Below are 19,348 nucleotides of genomic sequence, written 5' to 3' on the forward strand. Positions count from 1 at the left end.
ACTGCGATTCGAGAAAGCAGAAAAACCCCCGGTTAACCGGGGGTTTTTCGATCGGTGGACCTGAGGGGATTCGAACCCCTGACCTCTTCATTGCGAACGAAGCGCGCTACCAACTGCGCCACAGGCCCGTGAACCTCAGCAAGATTATCACGCTGAGAAGTCGTGATCGAACGCGCTACTGACCGGATGCGCGACGCAGGAGCACGTCGCGCACGTGCGCTTCGATCTCGGCGTCGTCGACGTATCCCATGCGCGAGAAGTCCGCGGATGCCGCGCGCTGCGGTCGTGCCGTCTCGATCGACGTCGGGCGCTGCGCCTCGGCACGCCGCCGGATCGCCTCGTCGACGGCGGCCAGACGAAGGGCCTCACGGGCGTCTTCGGCGTCGAGCACGGCGGCGGCGCGGGAACCGGCCGACGCGGTGAGGGGCCGGGGAAGCTCGCGCGGAGCCCATTCACGGCGGGTCTGCTCGAGTTCGACGTCCTGCATGTGCACGGCGACGCGCTCACCCGCGTCCTGCGCGGTGCGTGTGACGGCTCGGGCGCCGACCCGCGCCATGCGCTGCAGCACGAGGCCGGCCACGATGGTCGCGGCGAGCCCGGCCCACAGCAGCAGCTGCGCACCGGTGGACACGATCGTCCACACGCCCCACCCCGCGATTCCGAGCCCGGCGACACCGAGCGTCATCGCGGTCAGCCGCACGCGGCGGCGCGCGCGGGCGCGTCGGGCTTCGGGGCTGAGTCGCGCGGCGGCGCGCTCGTCACGCGCACGCTCGAGTTCGATGCGCGCTTCTTCGAGGGCGACCTGCTCGCGCTCGGCGAGCGCGCGGCGGGCGAGCTTCTGCTGCGCGAGCGCCGTGCGTGCGGTGAGTTCGAGCCGCACCTCTTCGGGCGTTTCGCTCGTCTCGGCGAGCACGCGGAGGGCCTGATTGAGGCGCACGGCGTTACGCTCGGACGCGTCGTACTGCCGCCGGCTGTGCCAGCTGGGCAAGAGGTACACGAGCCACAGCAGCGCCGCGACCAACACGATCACGCCGCCGCCCAGCACCTGCCCACCCATGGCGTCCACGGTAAGCGACGCGGGCCGCGCGCCCCGGCATCCCCTCGCGTGTCTCCCCAACCCCACACCCGCGAGACTGCAACCGCGCGCCGAGACTGCGGGTGGACCCCACGGTCTCGGCGCGCCGTTGCAGTCTCGCGGTCAAGAAGAGCGGATGCCGCAGCCTCGAGCCGCCGCCTCGGCGAACGCGTCCGAGCGCCGCGCAGCGGCGCGCGGCGGGCGGGTCAGGCGTGCAGGCGGTCGGCGGGCGGGACGGTCGCGGCGTCGGCGGGAGCACGGCCGGACACCCAGCGGCGGAGCACGCCCTCGGGCACCTCTTCACGCACGAGCGCGAAGGCGTAGTGGTCGCGCCAGTCGCCGTCGATGTGGATGTACCGGCGTCGCAGGCCCTCGTAGCGGAAGCCCAGCTTCTCGACGACGCGCAGGCTCGCCCGATTCTCGGGACGGATGCAGATCTCCATGCGGTGCAGCGCCAGGTCGGTGAAGCACACGTCCGTGGCCAGAGCCACCGACGTCGGCGTGATGTCCAGACCGGCGAAGCGCTCGCTCACCCAGTAGCCGATCGTCGAGGTCGCGAGTGAGCCGCGCGCGATCCCCCACACGTTCAGCTGCCCCGCGATCTCACCGTCGTACTCCATGACGAAGGGCACACCGGCGCCGTCGCGATACTGCTGCAGCAGCCGGCGGATTCCGAGCCGCATGTCGAACGACACGGCGCCGTCGGGGTTCGTGGCCTCCCACGGGCGCAGCCACGACCGGTTGCTCAGCAGCTCGTGCTGCAGCGTGCGCGCGTCGCGCTGGCGGATGAGCCGGATCGAGATCGGTCCGTGGGCTCGTGGAGTCGTGAGATCCATCCGACTCCTTCTACCCGGCGGCGATCAGAGTGTCGCCGCGAAGTCCTTGATCCACGGACGCAGCTCGGGACCGAGATCCTCGCGGTCGGCCGCGAGCTGCACGATGGCCTTGATGTAATCCAGCCTATCCCCGGTGTCGTACCGGCGACCGCGGAACACGACCCCGTACACGCCGGGCCCGTCCGGGTCGGCCGCGAGCTCCTGCAGCGCGTCGGTGAGCTGGATCTCGCCGCCCTTGCCCGGCTCGGTGCGCTCGAGGATGTCGAACACCGACGGAGCGAGCACGTACCGCCCGATGACGGCGAGGTTCGAGGGCGCATCTTCGCGCGGAGGCTTTTCGACCAGGCCCGTCACGCGCACGACATCGTCGTCGTCGGTGTGCTCGACGGCTGCGGCACCGTACATGTGGATGCTGTCGGGATCGACCTCCATGAGCGCGATGATCGCGGCGCCCGTGCGCTCGTGCTCGGCGAGCATGCGCGTCAGCAGCTCGTCTCGCTCATCGATGAGGTCGTCGCCGAGCAGCACGGCGAACGGCGCATCGCCCACGTGGGCGCGGGCACGCAGCACGGCGTGGCCGAGCCCCTTGGGCTCACCCTGCCGCACGAAGTGGATGTCGGCGAGGTCGCTCGACTCGAGCACGCGGCGCAGGCGCTCGTCGTCGCCCTTGTCCTTGAGCTTGACCTCGAGCTCGGGCACCGAGTCGAAGTGGTTCGAGATCGCGTTCTTGTTGCGCCCGATGATCACGAGGATGTCGTCGATGCCGGCACCGGCGGCCTCTTCGACGACGTACTGGATCGCCGGCTTGTCGACGACGGGCAGCATCTCTTTCGGCATCGCCTTCGTGGCGGGGAGGAAACGCGTCCCCAGCCCGGCGGCGGGAATGACGGCCTTGAAGGTCTTCTGCGACATGCCCGCTACTCTACCGGCGCGTCCGACATCGTCCCGGCCCCTACCGCTGCGCGAGCAGGTGTGCAAGCTTCGACCGGTCCGCCGCGACTCTCAGCCACACGCCCGCGGCGAGGAACATCTCCGCTGGCACCTGCACGTCCAGCCCCGTGCGCGCTTCGATCTGCGCCGTCCGGTAGTGCAGCGTCGTCCGGTGGATCCGCAGCTGCTCCACGACGTCGGCCAGGGTTCCGTCGGAGTGCAGGAACGCGCCGATCGTGTCGAACGCGAACCCGTCCCGGTCCAGCAGCAGCGTCTTGAGCGCTTCGACGGCCGGCGATTCCCGCACGCTGAGCGGGGTGCACAGGGCGGCGAGGTGGCTCTGCATCGTCTCGGCCTGACTGACCGGCGTCCGCCGGTGCAGATGCCGCGTCACAAAGGCCGTGAGCGCCGCCTCGACATACAGACGACGGATGCCGGGAAGCTCGCCGACGCCCGCGAGCCCGATGCCGCGGTGCCCGGGCGGTATCGCCCGCCCGGCGTGCGCGATCAGCTCGGCAGCATCCCGCTCCGCCTCATCGGGATCGGCGTAGCTGCCGCCGTAGACGGCGACGTCGAGGCCGTCGAGCCGTGTCAGGCACGCGATCGACAGACGTCCGCTCGCGATCCCGCGGGGCAGCCGCTCGATCACCCGGCGGGAGGCGGGGGAAGCCCGTCGGTCGTCGAGGCTCGCGAGCACGAAGAATCCCGTCCCCGCGTCGGTGAGCCACGACGTGATGTCATCGAGCGCGCTCTCCTGGCCGGTCAGCAGGCGGCGCACGCTCTCACCCGACGCGCTCAGCGCGGGCGGCATCCCGCGGCGGTGTCTCTGGGCGAGCAGGTCGGCGAAGAGGGCGCAGTAGTCCTGGATCGTAGCGTGCGGAAGGTCGACTCCGCGATCGATGAACCAGAGGATGGCGATGACGCGATCGTTCGCCCGGATCGGGTAGCCGATCCGCCCCACCACCATGAGCTCGGGGGCGGCGGGAACCCGCACGGGCGACGGCTTCGTGCCGTCGACGAGACCGCGCACGTACGGTGCGAAGAAGTCGCGGTACTCCGGGAGCACTTCGCGTTCCAAGACGAGCTTGAGGCGGTAGCCGTCCTCGTCGCCGTAGTGCCGGCTGAACGCGATGATGTGGCCGTCGGGGTCATCGATCGCGACGGACTGCGCCGTGCTCGCGGCGAGCCGGTCCACGAGAACCTGGACTTCGTCCTTCAGCCGACCCTGCACGCCGTCCTCCTCCTGACACCGGTGCATCCATCGTCCCTCACGAACGACGATCAGGGCGCCGCACCGGTGGGTGCAGCGCCCTGATCTCGGCGTCGGTGGTCCGCTACGCGCGCTCGTCGACGGGGTACCGCGCGTAGGGCACGTCGTACACGTCGATGCCCTTCTTCCGCGCCCGGGCGTTGCGGATCTGCCGCACGACGATGCACACGAGGAGGATGAGCGTCAGGTAGCCGGCGATCGGGTAGAGCAGGTTCACGAGGTTCGCGAACGGCACCTGCGCGAGGAGCACGGCGACGACCGTGCCGATGAGGGCGAGGATGCGCGCACGCGTGCTCTTGTCGTTGCTCTCGATGCGGTTGACGGCGACCCACAGCAGCGGCACGGCCGTCGTGTAGATCCCCGCGAACAGCACGATCGAGAAGATCAGCCCGGAGCCCGCGAACACCTGGTCGGCGATCCACAGCATCGGGATCTGCTGGTCGTACACCTCGCCGATGTTGGCGAGCAGGCCGAAGGCGACGATCGCGACGGCGATCACGAAGGTCAGCGCGCCGACGAATCCGCTGACGGCGGCTTCCCGGTCGTTGCGCGCCTTGCGGCCGATGCCCGCGAGGAACGGCACGAGCATGAGCAGGCCGATGCCCGGGAAGATGAAGCCCGAGATCGCCCAGTTCGGTGCGGCCTGCAGCACGTCGATGTCGGCGAGGGTCTCGTTCGAATCCGCGATGCCGCCGGGGTTCATCACGATGCCGACGATGCCGACGATGATCGCCAGCGCGACGATGACCGGGCCGAGCTTCGACATGATCGAGACGAGCCCGTCGAGTCCGAGCATGACCGTGAGCAGTGTCGCGATCGCCATCGCGAAGATGCCGATCTGCACGTTCCAGCCGAAGTGCTGCTCGAGTGCCGCACCGGCTCCCGAGAGCATGACGGCGTACATGCAGAAGAAGAAGGCCGGCGCGAAGATGCCGAAGAACTTGCCGAGGTACTTGCCGCAGTAGTACTCGAAGATCTCGTTCGTGGACTTCAGACGCAGGTTGCGCCCGTCGCGCAGCGCGACGATGGTGAAATACGCGTACTGGGCGAGCGTGATGATCAGCGCACCCGTCGCGCCGGCGGCGCCGAACGACGAGAAGTACTGCATCGACTCCTGGCCCGTGGCGAAGCCCGAACCGATCAGGTAGGCCACGATCGCGCCCATGAAGGTCACGACCGTGCCGACGCGCACGCGGCGCGAGGTCTTTCTGGTGTTCACCGGGTCACCTCTCACACGTCGTGACGTAGCGGCGAATCGCCGCGGCATCCATACCGTCCAGGCCCAGCTCTTCCAAGCCGAGCCCGTCCGCGAACCAATCGGTCTCGTGGATGACGTTGTACACCGCGAGGATCGACGTGGTCAGGGGCATGTCGACTCCGAACACGCCGGCGATCGCGACCCACGGAACGAGTCCGTAGGGGGCGTCCTCGGTGAGGTATCGATTGTGGATGCTGTTGGGCCCGGAGATCGGCGTCAGCGCGATCTCGCCGTGCAGAGCCTTGTACAGATCCTGCCAGGTGTAGTCCTCCTGCAGGCCGCTGAAGTCCTCGACCGGTCGCAGGTGGTAGCCCAGCGCCGCGCCCAGGGACTTGCGTTCCCGGTCCAGCTGCACGTTGACCTTCATCGACGACGGCGTGACCCCGTGCTCGTAGAGGAAGAACTCGCGCGAGGGCGATTCGATGTGGCTGACGTTGAGCAGGCACGGCCCCGTGTGCACCGTGGGGTTGACGATGCTCAGGCCGCACTCGAGCACATCGTCGTAGAGCCGCGTGAAGGGGAAGAGGTCCTCGCGCACCTGATCGAACAGCTCGGGACCCTTGCTGGCCGGCAGGAACGCGATGTTGATGTCGTTGTAGCCGTGCAGGGCGACCGAGGCCGGTCCGCTCAGCCGCACGTCGTAGGGCAGGTTGTTGGCGTCCGCGATGACGGGGCAGTCCTCGCCCTCGAGCGCCTTGCGGAACTCCAGCGCCGCGAAGGCGCCGGGGAACGACACGAGGATCTGGTCGCGGTTCACCCGACCCTTCAGCAGCTGGGCGTATGCGGCGTGTGCGAACGCGGGGGTCACGACGAGGATGTAGTCGGCTCCCGACACGGCCTCGTCGATGTCAGAGGTGACGACGTCCAGGAGCACGTCCTCGTTGAGGACGGACGTGACCTTGACCGTTCGGGTCGCGAAGAGCTGCTCGAGACGGCCGGCGAACTCCGGCATCTCGAACATGCGGACCTCGTGTCCGCGAAGCTTCATGTCTGCGGCCATCATGTGGGCGCCGTTTCCGCCGCCCAGCACCGCTACGCGCTTGTTCATCGGTCTCTCCTCCTTGAAAGAGTCTCGGTATGCCATCGGGGGCTCGCACGAGCCGGACGCCGACGGGATCGATCTCGGGTATCGCGCCCATCCTTCCGACTTCGACCCGCCGTGCCATCGGGGAAAGGATGGAAGTCCCGCGAGGGGTCGTCCGACAAACCGAGCAGAGCATGCACCTGCGAACCAGGTGTCACGCGGCTCCGGCCGGTGCACGACACACCGCGATTAGACTCTGGGCATGGCCCCCGACCTCGTCGACGCGAAGCGCGCTCTGCGCGCCGACCTGCGCGAGCGCCGCCAACTGCTCTCGGACGGTGCACGGGATGCCGCGGCGAAGGGCATCAGCGCACAGCTCGACGCCCTCGTGGCCGAGCTCGGCGCCACGAGCCTGTCGTGCTTCCTGTCGACGACGACCGAGCCGGGAACCCGTGAGTTCGTCGACGCGGCTGTGGCCCGCGGCATCCGGGTTCTGCTGCCCATCACACGCGCCGATGGCCTGCTCGACTGGTCGGTCGCCGCGGCTGACGGCGACATCGCCGAGGGGCTGTTCGGCATGCCGGAGCCGGTCGGCGAAGTGCTGGGGCCGATCGCCGTCAACGACGTCGACCTCATGATCATCCCGGCCGCGGCGGTCGCCCGCGACGGGATGCGGCTGGGCTGGGGCCGCGGATACTTCGACAAGACGCTCGGCTCGATGGAGCGGCGTCCTCCCGTCTACGCCGTCGTGTACGACTCCGAAGTGCTCGACGAGGTTCCCTTCGACGAGCTGGACCAGCCCGTCTCCGGCATCGTGACGCCCACCCGTACCCTGACCCTGTCGCCCGAGCGACGCTGAGATCCCACCCGAGAGCAGCCCATGCCGACCTACGCCTATGCCTGCAAGCAGTGCAGCCACCGCTTCGACGCCGTCCAGTCCTTCGCCGACCCCACGCTCACCGAATGTCCCGAGTGCGGCGGCGCGCTGCGCAAGGAGTACGGCTCGATCGGCGTGACCTTCAACGGCTCCGGTTTCTACCGCACCGACTCGCGGGCCGGCGGCGGAAGCACGTCGGGCAATTCCGGTGACTCCGGCTCGTCTTCTGGCACCGCGTCGTCGTCTTCGGCATCATCGAAGCCGGAGGCGAAATCCTCCCCCGCATCGACGGGTTCATAACCGGCGGAAGTCGGCGACACCAAGGGGGACCCTGTGATCAAGGGCTTCAAAGACTTCATCATGCGGGGCAATGTCATCGACCTTGCCGTCGCCGTCGTCATCGGAGCGGCGTTCACCGCGGTCGTCACCGCGATCGTCGACAGCATCATCACGCCGCTCATCTCGATCTTCTGGAAGCCGCAGGAGGACGGCGCGATCGGATTCCCCGTGCCCGACCTCTACGGCGGCACGGTCACGTTCCCGGTCGGCGGCCTGATCAATGCGCTCATCAGCTTCCTCGCGGTCGCGATCGTCGTCTACTTCGTGTTCGTCTTCCCGATGAACAAGTGGAAAGAGATCCAGGCGGCCAAGGCCGGCGTGGTCGAAGAGCCGCCCGCGCCCACCGAGACCGAGCTCCTCATCCAGATCCGCGACCTTCTCGAGCGCCAGACCGGCGTCCAGGTCTCGTCGACCCCTCCCGCCGGCGACGCCCCGCGTCCCTGACCCCGCGGGCGCGCCCGTCGAGGGCGCGCCTGCGTTGAGGTCGCGCCCGCGTTGAGGTCGCGCCCGCTCTGTCGACTTGCGCCTAATGCGCGTCGCCCCCGGCGTGTCCCCCGCACAAGCCGCAAGTCAACGCACGCGGGCGGTGCCCCGGCGCCCCGCCGCAGCGCGCCCCACCCATCGTCGACTTGCGGCTAATGCGCGCCGCGCCCGGCGTGTCCCCCGCACAAGCCGCAAGTCAACGCACGCGAGCGGTGCCCCGGTGCCCTGCCGCCCCGCCGCAGCGCGCCCCACCCATCGTCGACTTGCGGCTAATGCGCGCCGCACCCGGCGTGTCCCCCGCACAAGGCGCAAGTCAACGCACGGCGAAGCCGGAGCCGCGCCGCCACGCCGCCACGCCGCCACGCCGCCGCGCCGCCGCGCCGCCGCGCGCCCCCGCGCGCCCCCGCGCGGCCACGCGTCGCGTCAGTAGTGCGGGGGGACGTCCTGGCGCATGCGCTCGTCGTTCGGGCCTGACGACGAACCGGATGCCGCGGCATCCGGTTCGTCCTCCGCCAGGGGTTCGTCCGTGGCCCCGGCGACGGGCGTGAGCCTCACCCGGCGAGAACCGGGCACCCGCACGAGCTTCTGCCGGTCGTCGTCAGTCGACATCGATGGGCTGCGTCTGCTGCTCTGCCCGCGGCGCTTCGGGCCCCACGCCGAGCAGTTCGGCGATGCGGGTCGCGACGGCGCGCGGGTCGCTGTACAGGTCGAACGAGTGCACGCGCACGTAGTGCCAGCCCAGGCGCCGCAGGATCTGGGGTCGCAGGCGCAGCGCTTCGCGCAGCGACTCGCCGATCGTCTCGGGGTCGCTCTCGGCGACGACCGCCTTGCCCTTGAACTGCGCGACGAGCGGCAGCGTGCCGCGGTAGTGCACGTCGACGGCGACCCCGAGGCTGCGCAGCTCGCGGGCGAGCGCGAGGGTGAGCGGGTCGGCGAGGTCTTCGAGGCGGGCGTCGCGCGAGCGCGCGGCGATCCCCCCGAGGATCCCCATCAGCGTCGCGGCGCCGTGCTCGAGCCGTCCGTCGTCGAAGGACGAGGGCCGGATCGACGACACGATCACCATCGAGCGGCGCGCGCGGGTCATGCCGACCGTGAGCAGGCGCTCGCCGTCGGGGGTCGACAGGTCGCCGAAGTCGCTGAGCACGCGGCCGTGCTTGGTGAGCCCGAACCCGAGCGAGAAGACGACGCGGTCGCGGCTCTCGGCCACCGATTCCTCGAGGGTCAGCACGGCGAACGGCTCGGCGGTGTCGCGCGAGACGAAGTCGGCGACGTCGGAGCGTCCCGCGAAGGCCCGTTCGACCGCGGCGCGCACCCGCTCGGCGTGCTTGGCGCTGGCGGTCACGACCATGAGCGACTCGCTGCCGCGGTTGACGGCGTGCTCGACGACGAGGGTGACGACGCGCGCGACCTCGGCGTCGGGGCTCTCGACGGCGCCGCTCACGGGATCGGGCGCGCCCGTGCCGCCTTCGACGTAGTCGACGCTCAAGCTGCCGCGACCGAGATACGACCCGGCCCACGGGTACGACACGATCTCGCCGCCGTAGAACGCTGCGTTGACGAGCTCGGCGAGGTCTTCTCCGCCGGCGCGGTAGCTGCGGGTGAGGGTCTCGACGGGCACGATGTCGGCGAAGCGCTCGAACAGGCTCGTGTCGTCGAAGGGAACCTCGGGTTCGTCGTCGGCGGGCGGCCCGACGACCGCGGCGACGCCGAACGGCGTGGGCTTCTGCGTCACGGGGTCGCCGAACACGACGACCTGCCGTGCGCGGCGCAGCGCCGGTGCCGCTTCGGCGACGCAGAGCGCACCGGCATCCGCGATGATGACGACGTCGAAGCCGAACGCGTCGGGGATCGAGGGCACGTCGTAGGGCGACGAGAGCCAGACGGGCGCGAGGGTGCGCAGCAGGGTCGGAGCGGCCGCGAAGAGCTGCGACGGGGTCGCCTTGCCGTCCTTCAGCAGACGCTTGAGCGCCGTCGCCTCGCCGGCTTCATCGACGATCCCGATGCGCCACTGCGTCGCGAGCTGCGCGGCCAGCAGCGGACCGGATGCCGCGGCATGCGCTTCGTCGACGAGCCGGAAGTCGCGCTCCAGCCGGTCGACGACGGCCGTGTTCGCCCCGAGCAGGCCGCGGTCGTTGCGCAGCAGGTGCTCGAGCGCCGACTGCCACCACGCGTACTCGAGCTCGGGTCCGACGAGGTCTTCGGGCACGTGGCGCACCGACAGTTCGGACAGGAGCGGCTCGAGACCGAGCTGCGACAGCTCGGTGCGCAGCGTCGCGCGCTCGACGAGGTTGTCGAAGACGTCGGACTCGGCGGCCAGGCCGGCGACGGTGCGCACGAGCTCGGCGACGGGCAGGGTCGCCAGGCGGTCCGCTTCGGAGCGGCCCAGCGTGCGATCGAGCTCGGCCAGTTCGGCGTCGACGCGCTGCCATGCGACCTGCACGTCGCCGAGGCCCAGCGGCACTTCGGGCGCGACGCCCGCTTCGACGAGCCGCTGCCACTCGGTGCGCTGCTGCTGGATGCGCAGGAGCGCCTCGTGCATGTCCGCGATGTGCACGCCCGGACGGATGTACTCCTTCGACAGCCGGCGCAGGCGTCGCCGGTTCGCCCCCGTCATGGTGGGGGCGTCGCGCCGCGGCCCGTGCGCCTGGATCAGTTCGCCCAGCGGACGCTCGAACACCGTCAGGCTGAACCGGTCGAGCGAATCGCGGATCCCCTGCAGCAGTCGCAGATAGACGCCGAGCTCGGCGATCGTGCGGAAGGGGCGCATGCGCGTCTGCGCGATGAGCTCGTAGCCGCGCTCGAGCAGTGCGGGCAGGTCCTGCCGGTGCAGGCGCGACGCGAGCCCGTGGGCGTTGCGGGCTTCCTCGGTCGTCTCGAACGAGACGCCGTACCAGGGCGAGTCGTCGGGTCCGAAGCGGAATTCGCCCAGCCGCGCGGCGGCGGCGAGCTTCGCGGCGGCCTCGGCGCGCACGGGAGCGAGCCGCTGCAGGGCTCCGATGTCGAAGCGCGCCGTCGTCGCCGGCGCGGGTTCGCGCGCCGTGAGCTCGGCGAGGGTGCGCAGGATGTCGAGGACCGACACCGAAAGAGTCGGATGCTGCGACGTGACGGCGCCGCGATAGTCGCGCAGCACGCCGCGCAGCCGCACGAGCGCGTCGTCGATGTCGGACACCTTGGGCGGCTCGGCCTTCTCGTTGCGGCCGATCGCGCGGATGAGGTCGCGCTGCACGTGCCGCGGCGACACGGCGAGCCCGGGCAGCCCGACGCCGCTGAGGCGGTGACGCACGCCCTCGAGCGTCGAGCGGCGAGCGCTCACGACGAGCACGCGCTTGCCGTCTTTCACGAGCTGGCCGACGGCGTTGATGACGGTCTGCGTGCCGCCCGTGCCGGGCAGCGTGTGCACGACGAGCGACTGCCCCGCCGCGATCTTCTCGAGCACGCGCTCCTGCTCGGCGTCGGCATCGAGCAGCAGCGTGTCGGATGCCGGGGGTCGCTCATCGGGGTTCGTCCGCGTCGGCACGGTGACGCGCGTCGCGAGCCGCTCGCGATCGCCCGGGTGACCGGCGAGCGCATTCAGTACGGGGTGGTCGAGGTTCGCAGCATCCGTCGCCATCGCCGCGCCCACGTCGCCGAAGCTCGACACGACGAGCCGCGGATGCACCGTGAACGAGGCGATGTCGCGCGTGATGGCGCGCAGGTGGTCGATGACCGGCTGCGGCTTGAAGACGCCCTCGTCGTAGGCGAGCGCGGCGAGCGCGGTGGCGTCGATCTCGATGCCGAAGTGCGTGCGCAGGGCGCGGGCGAGCTCGGGGTTCAGCGTGATGGGGCCGTGCAGCTTGACCTCGAAGTCCGCCTGGTGGCGCCGGATCGCGAGGGGACGCAGCAGCACGGGGGCGGTGCAGACGAGGCCGGCGATGCGCCACGATGCGAGACCGACGGCGAGGTGCACGGTGTCGAGCCCGCGGGTCGTGCGCAGCTCGACGCTCTTGGCGGTGATGCGCTCGGCGGCCAGGCGCGCATTGCGCAGCGCGACCTCGTCGCGGAAGAGGTTGGACAGCAGCGTCGACCGGCCGGTCAGGAACTGCGGGAGGCTGCTCGGGTGGGCCTGCGTGATCTCGATGCCGGCGTCGTCCCGGTCCGTGTAGTGCAGCAGCGTGGAGCGTCCGCCGAGCTGGGCGGCTTCGCGGCGCAGTCGCTCGCGTTCGGGGTCGGCGATGTGCGCCACCTCGACGCCGGGATCGGACAGCCCGAGGTCTGCCGGAGTCACCGTCGCGCCCTCCGAGTCCTCGTCACCGATCACGGTGTTGCCATTCGATCGCCACACGACAGCCACATTAGGTGCCCCCTGCCCGCGGTGCTTGCATCCGCGCCGGGTTTCACGGTATTAGGAGCACCCGTTCCTCCCCATCGTGCATCGACGATCCGCATTCCCCCGCTCGTCGCTTCCCGCGCCGCGGCACGCTCGGGCGCGTCAGGATGGTCCCCATGACCGCTCCGACGCCGCGCTTCCTCGTCCATCCCTCTCCCGTCGGCGACATCCTCATCGTGGCCGAGGGCGAGCGCATCGTGTCGCTCGCGCCCTTCGACGCGCCTCTCGGCGTCGAGCTCGAGCAGCTGTCGCGACGACTGGGCGCGGTTCCCGAGCCCGAGACGACGGATGCCGCGGTGACGGCCGCCGCGCAGCTCGACGAGTACTTCGCGGGCGAGCGCCGCCAGTTCACCGTCGACCTCGAGTGGCGGCTCGTGCGCGGATTCCGGCGCGACGCGCTCGAGGCGGCCTGCGAGGTCCCCTACGGCGAGACGGCCAGCTACGGAGAAGTCGCCATCATGGCCGGGCGCCCCGGGGCCGCGCGCGCGGTCGGAACGGCGTGCGCGACGACGCCGTTCTCGATCGTCGTGCCCGCGCACCGCGTCGTGCGCGCCGACGGTTCGCTCGGTCAGTACGGGCGCCACCCCGCCCTCAAGAGGTACCTCATCGACATGGAGCACGCGGCACTCGCCGGCCGCACCGGCAGCCGGGGCGCGAGCGTGTAGGCCGTTCGCGCCCCGGCTGCGCCTCTCGGGGGTGCAGGATGTGGGCGGGTTCGGGTTCGGGGCCGGGAGGCGGCATCGGCCCGGTGGTATCGTCGTCGCTACGAAAGCGGCGGCGTCGCCGCACCCGGAAGCAGGTAGGCGGTGGGAGCAGCTCCGACGACCCTCGAGGTCGATGCGCAGCTCGTCGCACGCGCCGTCGACCAATTGACCCGGCGCACCCGGTTCCCGGTCGCGTTCGGTGGTTTCGAGCGCGACGGCGCCGTGCACATCTCCGCGATCGCGGGAGCGCGCACGCGCCACCTCGAGGGCCTCGTCGTGCAGGCGGGTCGAGGTCTCGGCGGTCGCGCCCTCGTCGAGCGGCGCCCGCGGCTCGCCCTGGACTACCGGTCGTCGCGCGTCATCACGCACGACTACGACCGGGCTGTGCTCGGTGAGGGGATCGCGACGCTCTTCGCGGTCCCCGTGCTCGTCGGCGGTCGCGCCCGCGGCGTGCTGTATTGCGGGTCGTGGTCCGAGTCCCCCGTGGGCGATGTCGTCACCGGTCCCGCATTCGACATCGCGAGCGACCTCGCCACCGAGCTGCGCGTACGCGACGAGGTCGAGCGCCGCCTCGCCGCGGCCATGCCTCCGACGCCGGCGGGGTCGCTGAGCGTCTCGGCGAGAGAAGAGCTGCGGCAGAGCTATGTCGAGCTGCGCACGATCGCGTCGTCGGTGAGCGACTCGGCGCTGCGCGATCGGCTCGAGCACGTCGAGCGGCGCCTGGCCGCCCTGTCGGCCGAGACCGCGGACACCCCGGCTGAACCGGACGTGCGACTCTCGCGCCGTGAGACCGACGTTCTCGCGTGCGCCGCGGTGGGTTCGCGCAATGCCGAGATCGCCGTCATCCTCGGCCTCAAAGAAGTCACCGTCAAGTCGTATCTGCAATCGGCGATGGCGAAACTCGATGTCTCGAGTCGGCACGCCGCGGTCGTGAAGGCGCGACGCGCGGGAATTCTTCCTTGAGCAGCAGATGCCGCGCATCAGAAATGCGCATTTCGTTCTGCGGATCGAGGGAATGACTATCACCTGAATTGTGGTGTCGAAATAATCGAATAGTCACGGGAGCGATATAGGCGTATTGTGCTTCCATGGCTCGCAGAATTGTGCATCAACTCGTCGACGATCTGGACGGCACCGTCCTCGAAGTGGGTGAAGGTGAAACGGTACTCTTCTCGCTCGACGGCGTCGCGTATGAGATCGACGTGAGCGCCGAGAACGCACGGTCCCTGCGCGATTCCCTCGAGCGTTTCGTGGCGGCCGGCCGCCGCATCTCCGCTTCGCGGGGCACGACGACCACGGGCGGCAACGCCACCCGCACGCGCCGCCGCTCGGGGCAGAGCGATTACAGCGGCATCCGCGCCTGGGCGAAAGACAACGGATTCCGGATCTCGGATCGTGGCCGAGTTCCGGCATCGGTCATCGAGGCCTACGAGGCGGCCCACTGACCCATCGACAACTCCGGAAACAGCGACTCCCGACGGCGTGAAGCCGTCGGGAGTCACTTTTGTCCGGAGTTGTCGACACCCCGGCACGGTCAGAAGTCGCGGAGGATGTCCTCCACGCGGTCCTTCGCATCACCGAAGAGCATCTGCGCGTTCTCGCGGAAGAACAGCGGGTTCTGCACGCCGGCATAACCCGACGCCATCGATCGCTTGAACACGATGACGTTCTCGGCCTCCCACGCGCGCACGACGGGCATGCCCGCGATCGGTGAACCCGGATCCTCGGCGGCGGCGGGGTTGACGGTGTCGTTCGCGCCGATCACGAGCACGACGTCGGTGCGCGCGAGGTCGTCGTTGATCTCGTCCATCTCGAGGACGATGTCGTACGGCACCTTCGCTTCGGCCAGGAGCACGTTCATGTGCCCGGGCAGGCGTCCCGCGACGGGGTGGATGCCGAACTTCACGTCGACACCGCGTTCGCGCAGGCGATGCGCGAGGTCGGCGACGGGGTACTGCGCCTGCGCGACGGCCATGCCGTAGCCGGGCACGATGACCACCGACGACGCCCCCGCGAGCATGTCCGCGACCGACGCCGCGTCGATCTCGCGGTGCTCACCGTGGTCCTCGTCGCCCGAGCTGGGCGCCTCGATACCGAAACCGCCGGCGATGACCGAGAAGAACGACCGGTTCATCGCCTTGCACATGATGTAGCTGAGGTAGGCACCCGAGGATCCGACGAGCGCACCGGTGACGATGAGCAGGTCGTTGTTGAGCAGGAAGCCCGCCGCGGCCGCCGCCCAGCCCGAGTAGCTGTTGAGCATCGACACGACCACGGGCATGTCGCCGCCGCCGATCGAGGCGACCAGGTGCCAGCCCAGAGCGAGGGCGAGGATCGTGACGACGACGAGCATCCACATCTCGGGCGAGATGACGTACCAGACGGTCAGCCCGGCGAAGACGACGAGAGCGCCGAGGTTGAGGATGTTCTTGCCCGGCAGCACGAGCGGCTTCGACGAGATGCGGCCCGACAGCTTCAGGAACGCGACGATCGACCCGGTGAAGGTGATGCCACCGATGAACACGCCGATGAAGACCTCGGCGTGGTGGATGTCGCGCAGCGCCCCGGTGAGGCCCCCGTCATACAGTGCGCCGTTCCAGCCGACGAGCACGGCGGCGGCACCGACGAACGAGTGCAGCAGCGCGATGAGCTCGGGCATGCCGGTCATCTCGACCACGCGTGCCCGCCACAGGCCGATCGCGGCGCCGATGACGATCGCGATGAGCATGATGATGAGGCCCGTCATCATCCCGTCGCTGGGCGACTGCGACATCAGCCAGATCGTCGCGACGAGCGCGATGGTCATGCCGACGATGCCGTAGGACACTCCCGCGCGGGACGTCTCGTGCTTGGACAGCCCCGCGAGGCTCAGGATGAACAGCAGCGCCGCGACGAGATACGCGGCGGTGGCGATCGCTTCCGGGTTCATCGGGCGTCCCCCTTCGAGAACATGCGCAGCATGCGTCTGGTCACGGCGAACCCGCCGAAGATGTTGATGCTGGCCACCAGCACGCCCACGCCGGCGAGGATCTGCACGACCAGGTCATCCGTGGTCAGCTGCAGCATGGCGCCGACGATGATGATGCCCGAGATCGCGTTCGTGACGCTCATGAGCGGGGTGTGCAGCGCGTGCGCGACCTTGCCGATCACATAGAAGCCGACCACGACCGCGAGGGCGAACACCGTCAGGTGCTGCGGCAGCGGCTGCGGCGCGAAAGCGGCGGCGAGGAACAGCAGCACAGCCGCGGCGGCGAACCCGATGATCTTCGGGGCCTTGCGCGCGGGTCCCGCCACGGGCGCGACCACGGCGGCGGGCTTCGCGGCCGGCGGCGCGGCGGAGACCTGCACCGGCGGCGGCGGCCACGTCTCGACACCGTCGCGCACGACGGTCACCGAGCGCTGCACGATGTCCTCGAAATCCAGCGTGAGCTGACCGTCCTTGCCCGGAGTGAGCAGCGTCAGCAGGTTCACGAGGTTCGTGCCGTACAGCTGCGACGCCTGAGCGGCGAGCCGACCCGCGAGGTCGGTGTATCCGAGGATGATCACGCCGTTGGCGGTGACGACCCGCTCCCCCGCGACCGAGCCCTCGACGTTGCCGCCCGACGAGGCTGCCATGTCGACGATGACCGAGCCGGGCTTCATCGTCGCGACATCGGCCGCCGTGATCAGACGCGGCGCGGCGCGCCCCGGGATCTGCGCCGTCGTGATGATGATGTCGACATCGGCCGCCTGCTCGGAGTACATCTCCGCCGCACGCCGGTCGTACGCCTCGCTCGTCGCTTTCGCATAGCCGTCGGTGGACTGCTCCACCGCGACCTCGACCTTGAGGTACTCGCCTCCGATCGACTTGACCTGGTCGGCGACCTCGGGACGCGGGTCGGTCGCGCGCACGATCGCACCGAGACTGGATGCCGCGCCCACGGCCGCCAACCCCGCGACACCGGCCCCGGCCACAAGCACCTTGGCCGGGGGCACCTTGCCCGCCGCCGTCACCTGACCCGTGAAGAACCGGCCGAACTCGTTCGCCGCCTCGACGACGGCCCGGTAGCCGGCGATGTTCGCCATCGAGGACAGCACGTCCATCGGCTGGGCCCGCGAGATGCGCGGCACGGCGTCCATCGCGATCGCCGTGATCCCGCGCACCGCGAGCGCAGCCCGCAGTTCCGGCCGGAGTGCGGGACTCAGCAGACCCACGATCGTCGCGCCGTCAGAGAGATGACCGATCTCCTCATCGGTCGGCGCGTCGACCTTCAAGACGATGGGCGCGGCCCACGCCGCCGCCGTGTCGACGATGTCGGCGCCCGCCTCGGCGAACGCGGAATCCGGGAACGACGACGCGGTACCCGCCCCCGATTCGACCGAAACGTCGTAACCCAATTGGCGCAGCTTCACCACCGTCGCCGGCGTCGCGGCGACCCGGGTTTCCCCCGGACGCTCAGCGACTATGCCGATACGAGACATGCACAGCTCCTTCGCTCACGTGTGCACGCCGGAAAGGCAGCACATTTCCAGACTCTAATGGTCATCATGACCAGAACGCACATCGACGCCTCGAAAGGACGTAACATTCTCGCGGCGCCGGCGGGACGCACCGCGAGATCAGGAGTTCCGGCTGGGACGGGGCATCCTGCCGCAGATCCGCCTGTCCTCACAAGATCTCCCGGTCTGAGCCGGCGGAGTCCCGATCTGACACGGCCTAGAGCAGAGCGTCGACCCGCGCAACCCCAAGCCTCATCTGGGCGGAGTGTTTCCGTGCCGAGCCTTCAGCGCGTACCGTCTCGGTATGGGACTGTTCTTCCGCAGAGAACCACGAACCATCCGCCTCGAGGATGCATCGATCGAGCTCGAGGCCACACGCCAGACGTGGAGCCTGTGGGCCGACGGCTTCGGCAAGCTCGCGATCCGGGCGCTGCAGGTGATCCTGGTCGTCGCGGTCGCCGCCGGCATCATCTTCGTCATCCAGACGCTGACGCTCGTGACCATCCCCCTCGTGATCGCGCTCATCCTCGCGTCGGCGTTCTCGCCCGTCATGCGGCTCATGCGGCGACACGGCTTCCCTCCGCTGCTCGCGACGGTGCTGACCCTGCTGGCGATCGTCGTGATCCTGACGCTCCTCGGCTGGCTCATCGTCTGGGCCGTACGCGACCAGTGGGACGAGCTATACGCGCAAGCGGAAGACGGCGTCCAGAGCCTGCTCGCCTGGATCAACACCTTGCCGTTCGATTTCCTCTCGGCCGACCAGATCGACGAGTGGCTCGCCGCTCTCGGCGACTTCGTCACGAGCGCGCAGTTCGGATCGGGCGCGATCGCCGGCATCGGCGCCGTCGCGAGCTTCGTCACGGGCCTGGTTCTGATGGTCGTGATCCTGTTCTTCTTCCTGAAGGACGGTCCGCGCATGTGGGAGTTCCTGCTGCGCCCCTTCCGCGGCGCCAACTACGCCCGCGCCCGTCGCATCGGCGACAAGACGGTGTCGGTGCTCGGGTCTTACGTGCGAGGAACAGCGACCGTCGCGGCCGTCGATGCCATCGGCATCCTGATCGGTCTGCTCATCCTGCAGGTGCCGCTGGCGATCCCGCTGGCCGTGCTGGTGTTCCTGCTCGCGTTCATTCCGATCGTCGGAGCGACGCTCGCCGGCATCCTCGCGGCCCTCGTCGCCCTCGTCGCGAACGACTGGGTGAACGCCCTCTTCGTCGTCGGTGTCGTCGTGCTCGTGAACCAGCTCGAGGGCAACTTCCTGCAGCCGGTGCTCATGGGCCGGTCGATGAAGCTGCACGCCTTCGTGATCTTGGTCGCCTTGACCGTCGGCACCGCGCTGGGCGGCATCGTGGGGGCCGTGCTCGCCGTGCCGATCGCCGCGGCCGTCTGGGGCGTCGTGCAGGTGTGGGACGGCCCCGACCTTCCGGCGCGCTGGGCTCGCCCGAAGCATCCGTTGCAAGCCTGACCTCGCTTGGTTCATTTGCCTCGAACTGCGCTGCGCGCTGACCACGCGCAGCAAAGTGAGGCAACTGAACCAGCCACCCCCGAGTTCATTTGCCTCAAAGTGCTCAAAGAGCACCGCTCGGCCAGCAAAATGAGGCAACCGAACGGATGCGGCACCGCGCTGGGCGGCATCGTGGGGGCCGTGCTCGCCGTGCCGATCGCCGCGGCCGTCTGGGGCGTCGTGCAGGTGTGGGACGGCCCCGACCG

The 19,348-nt window shown here is 69.7% G+C and carries 17 protein-coding genes and 1 tRNA gene; 7 read left to right on the forward strand and 11 right to left on the reverse strand.

All coding sequences use genetic code 11. The annotated features are described in order from the left end of the window. Positions 1-55: 55 nt before the first annotated feature. From ACWIBS_RS01735 to ACWIBS_RS01765, 7 genes are all read right to left on the reverse strand, one after another. Positions 56-128 (reverse strand) — tRNA-Ala (locus ACWIBS_RS01735). 47 nt (positions 129-175) lie between these two features. Further along, complete coding sequence (locus tag ACWIBS_RS01740) at positions 176-1,057, reverse strand: large exoprotein (RefSeq protein ID WP_376129370.1); 882 nt, start codon at positions 1,055-1,057, stop codon at positions 176-178. 224 nt (positions 1,058-1,281) lie between these two features. After that, positions 1,282-1,911, reverse strand: a complete 630-nt coding sequence (locus tag ACWIBS_RS01745) for a GNAT family N-acetyltransferase (RefSeq protein ID WP_376131390.1) — start codon at positions 1,909-1,911, stop codon at positions 1,282-1,284. 24 nt (positions 1,912-1,935) lie between these two features. After that, positions 1,936-2,823 (reverse strand): UTP--glucose-1-phosphate uridylyltransferase GalU, encoded by an 888-nt coding sequence (gene galU / locus ACWIBS_RS01750; RefSeq protein WP_376131393.1) that lies wholly within the window; start codon positions 2,821-2,823, stop codon positions 1,936-1,938. A 40-nt stretch (positions 2,824-2,863) separates the two neighbouring features. After that, the gene (locus ACWIBS_RS01755) at positions 2,864-4,099 is read right to left on the reverse strand and encodes a helix-turn-helix domain-containing protein (protein WP_376131396.1); all 1,236 of its coding nucleotides are present in this window, start codon (positions 4,097-4,099) and stop codon (positions 2,864-2,866) included. Positions 4,100-4,175: 76 nt separating this feature from the next. Then, a complete protein-coding gene (locus ACWIBS_RS01760) occupies positions 4,176-5,330 on the reverse strand; it encodes a YkvI family membrane protein (protein WP_376131399.1) in 1,155 nt (384 codons plus the stop codon). Between the two features lie 4 nt (positions 5,331-5,334). Next, entirely contained in the window at positions 5,335-6,417 is a 1,083-nt protein-coding gene (locus tag ACWIBS_RS01765; protein WP_376131402.1) for an NAD/NADP-dependent octopine/nopaline dehydrogenase family protein, read from the reverse strand. A 238-nt stretch (positions 6,418-6,655) separates the two neighbouring features. Here ACWIBS_RS01765 and ACWIBS_RS01770 point away from each other — a divergent pair, with 238 nt between their 5' ends. The 3 genes from ACWIBS_RS01770 to mscL are packed head-to-tail and all read left to right on the forward strand — an operon-like array spanning position 6,656 to position 8,053. Beyond that, entirely contained in the window at positions 6,656-7,252 is a 597-nt protein-coding gene (locus ACWIBS_RS01770; protein ID WP_376131404.1) for a 5-formyltetrahydrofolate cyclo-ligase, read from the forward strand. A 21-nt stretch (positions 7,253-7,273) separates the two neighbouring features. After that, positions 7,274-7,570, forward strand: a complete 297-nt coding sequence (locus ACWIBS_RS01775; RefSeq protein ID WP_376131406.1) for an FmdB family zinc ribbon protein — start codon at positions 7,274-7,276, stop codon at positions 7,568-7,570. A 33-nt stretch (positions 7,571-7,603) separates the two neighbouring features. Next, complete coding sequence (mscL, locus tag ACWIBS_RS01780) at positions 7,604-8,053, forward strand: large conductance mechanosensitive channel protein MscL (protein ID WP_376131409.1); 450 nt, start codon at positions 7,604-7,606, stop codon at positions 8,051-8,053. 462 nt (positions 8,054-8,515) lie between these two features. Here the strand turns inward: mscL and ACWIBS_RS01785 are convergent, their stop codons facing one another. Both ACWIBS_RS01785 and ACWIBS_RS01790 read right to left on the reverse strand, forming a co-directional pair. Further along, a complete protein-coding gene (locus tag ACWIBS_RS01785) occupies positions 8,516-8,701 on the reverse strand; it encodes a hypothetical protein (protein WP_454136348.1) in 186 nt (61 codons plus the stop codon). Beyond that, positions 8,691-12,413 (reverse strand): AAA family ATPase, encoded by a 3,723-nt coding sequence (locus ACWIBS_RS01790; RefSeq protein ID WP_376127969.1) that lies wholly within the window; start codon positions 12,411-12,413, stop codon positions 8,691-8,693. Before ACWIBS_RS01790 ends, ACWIBS_RS01785 begins: the two co-directional genes overlap by 11 nt. A gap of 161 nt (positions 12,414-12,574) precedes the next feature. Between ACWIBS_RS01790 and ACWIBS_RS01795 the strand changes: the two genes are divergently transcribed. The 3 genes from ACWIBS_RS01795 to ACWIBS_RS01805 all read left to right on the forward strand — a co-directional run bounded on the left by ACWIBS_RS01795 (position 12,575) and on the right by ACWIBS_RS01805 (position 14,607). Then, positions 12,575-13,123 carry a methylated-DNA--[protein]-cysteine S-methyltransferase gene (locus ACWIBS_RS01795; RefSeq protein WP_376127971.1) on the forward strand — a complete coding sequence of 183 codons (549 nt, stop codon included), beginning with the start codon at positions 12,575-12,577 and terminating at the stop codon, positions 13,121-13,123. A 141-nt stretch (positions 13,124-13,264) separates the two neighbouring features. Next, positions 13,265-14,125: a LuxR C-terminal-related transcriptional regulator gene (locus ACWIBS_RS01800; protein ID WP_376127972.1), complete on the forward strand. Its 861-nt coding sequence runs from the start codon at positions 13,265-13,267 to the stop codon at positions 14,123-14,125. Positions 14,126-14,250: 125 nt separating this feature from the next. After that, positions 14,251-14,607, forward strand: coding sequence for a histone-like nucleoid-structuring protein Lsr2 (locus tag ACWIBS_RS01805; protein WP_376127974.1), 357 nt, complete (start codon positions 14,251-14,253; stop codon positions 14,605-14,607). Positions 14,608-14,696: 89 nt separating this feature from the next. On the opposite strand, the gene pntB is transcribed toward ACWIBS_RS01805, so the two are convergent. Then, on the reverse strand, positions 14,697-16,091 hold the full coding sequence (gene pntB, locus ACWIBS_RS01810; protein ID WP_376127976.1) for a Re/Si-specific NAD(P)(+) transhydrogenase subunit beta: 1,395 nt from the start codon (positions 16,089-16,091) through the stop codon (positions 14,697-14,699). Beyond that, positions 16,088-17,623, reverse strand: coding sequence for a Re/Si-specific NAD(P)(+) transhydrogenase subunit alpha (locus ACWIBS_RS01815; RefSeq protein WP_376127977.1), 1,536 nt, complete (start codon positions 17,621-17,623; stop codon positions 16,088-16,090). The genes pntB and ACWIBS_RS01815 overlap by 4 nt, the downstream gene beginning before the upstream one ends. Before the next feature lie 322 nt (positions 17,624-17,945). Between ACWIBS_RS01815 and ACWIBS_RS01820 the strand changes: the two genes are divergently transcribed. Beyond that, positions 17,946-19,103, forward strand: coding sequence for an AI-2E family transporter (locus ACWIBS_RS01820; RefSeq protein ID WP_376127979.1), 1,158 nt, complete (start codon positions 17,946-17,948; stop codon positions 19,101-19,103). The last annotated feature ends 245 nt before the right edge of the window (positions 19,104-19,348 follow it).

The organism is Microbacterium sp. NPDC055442 (assembly GCF_053644215.1).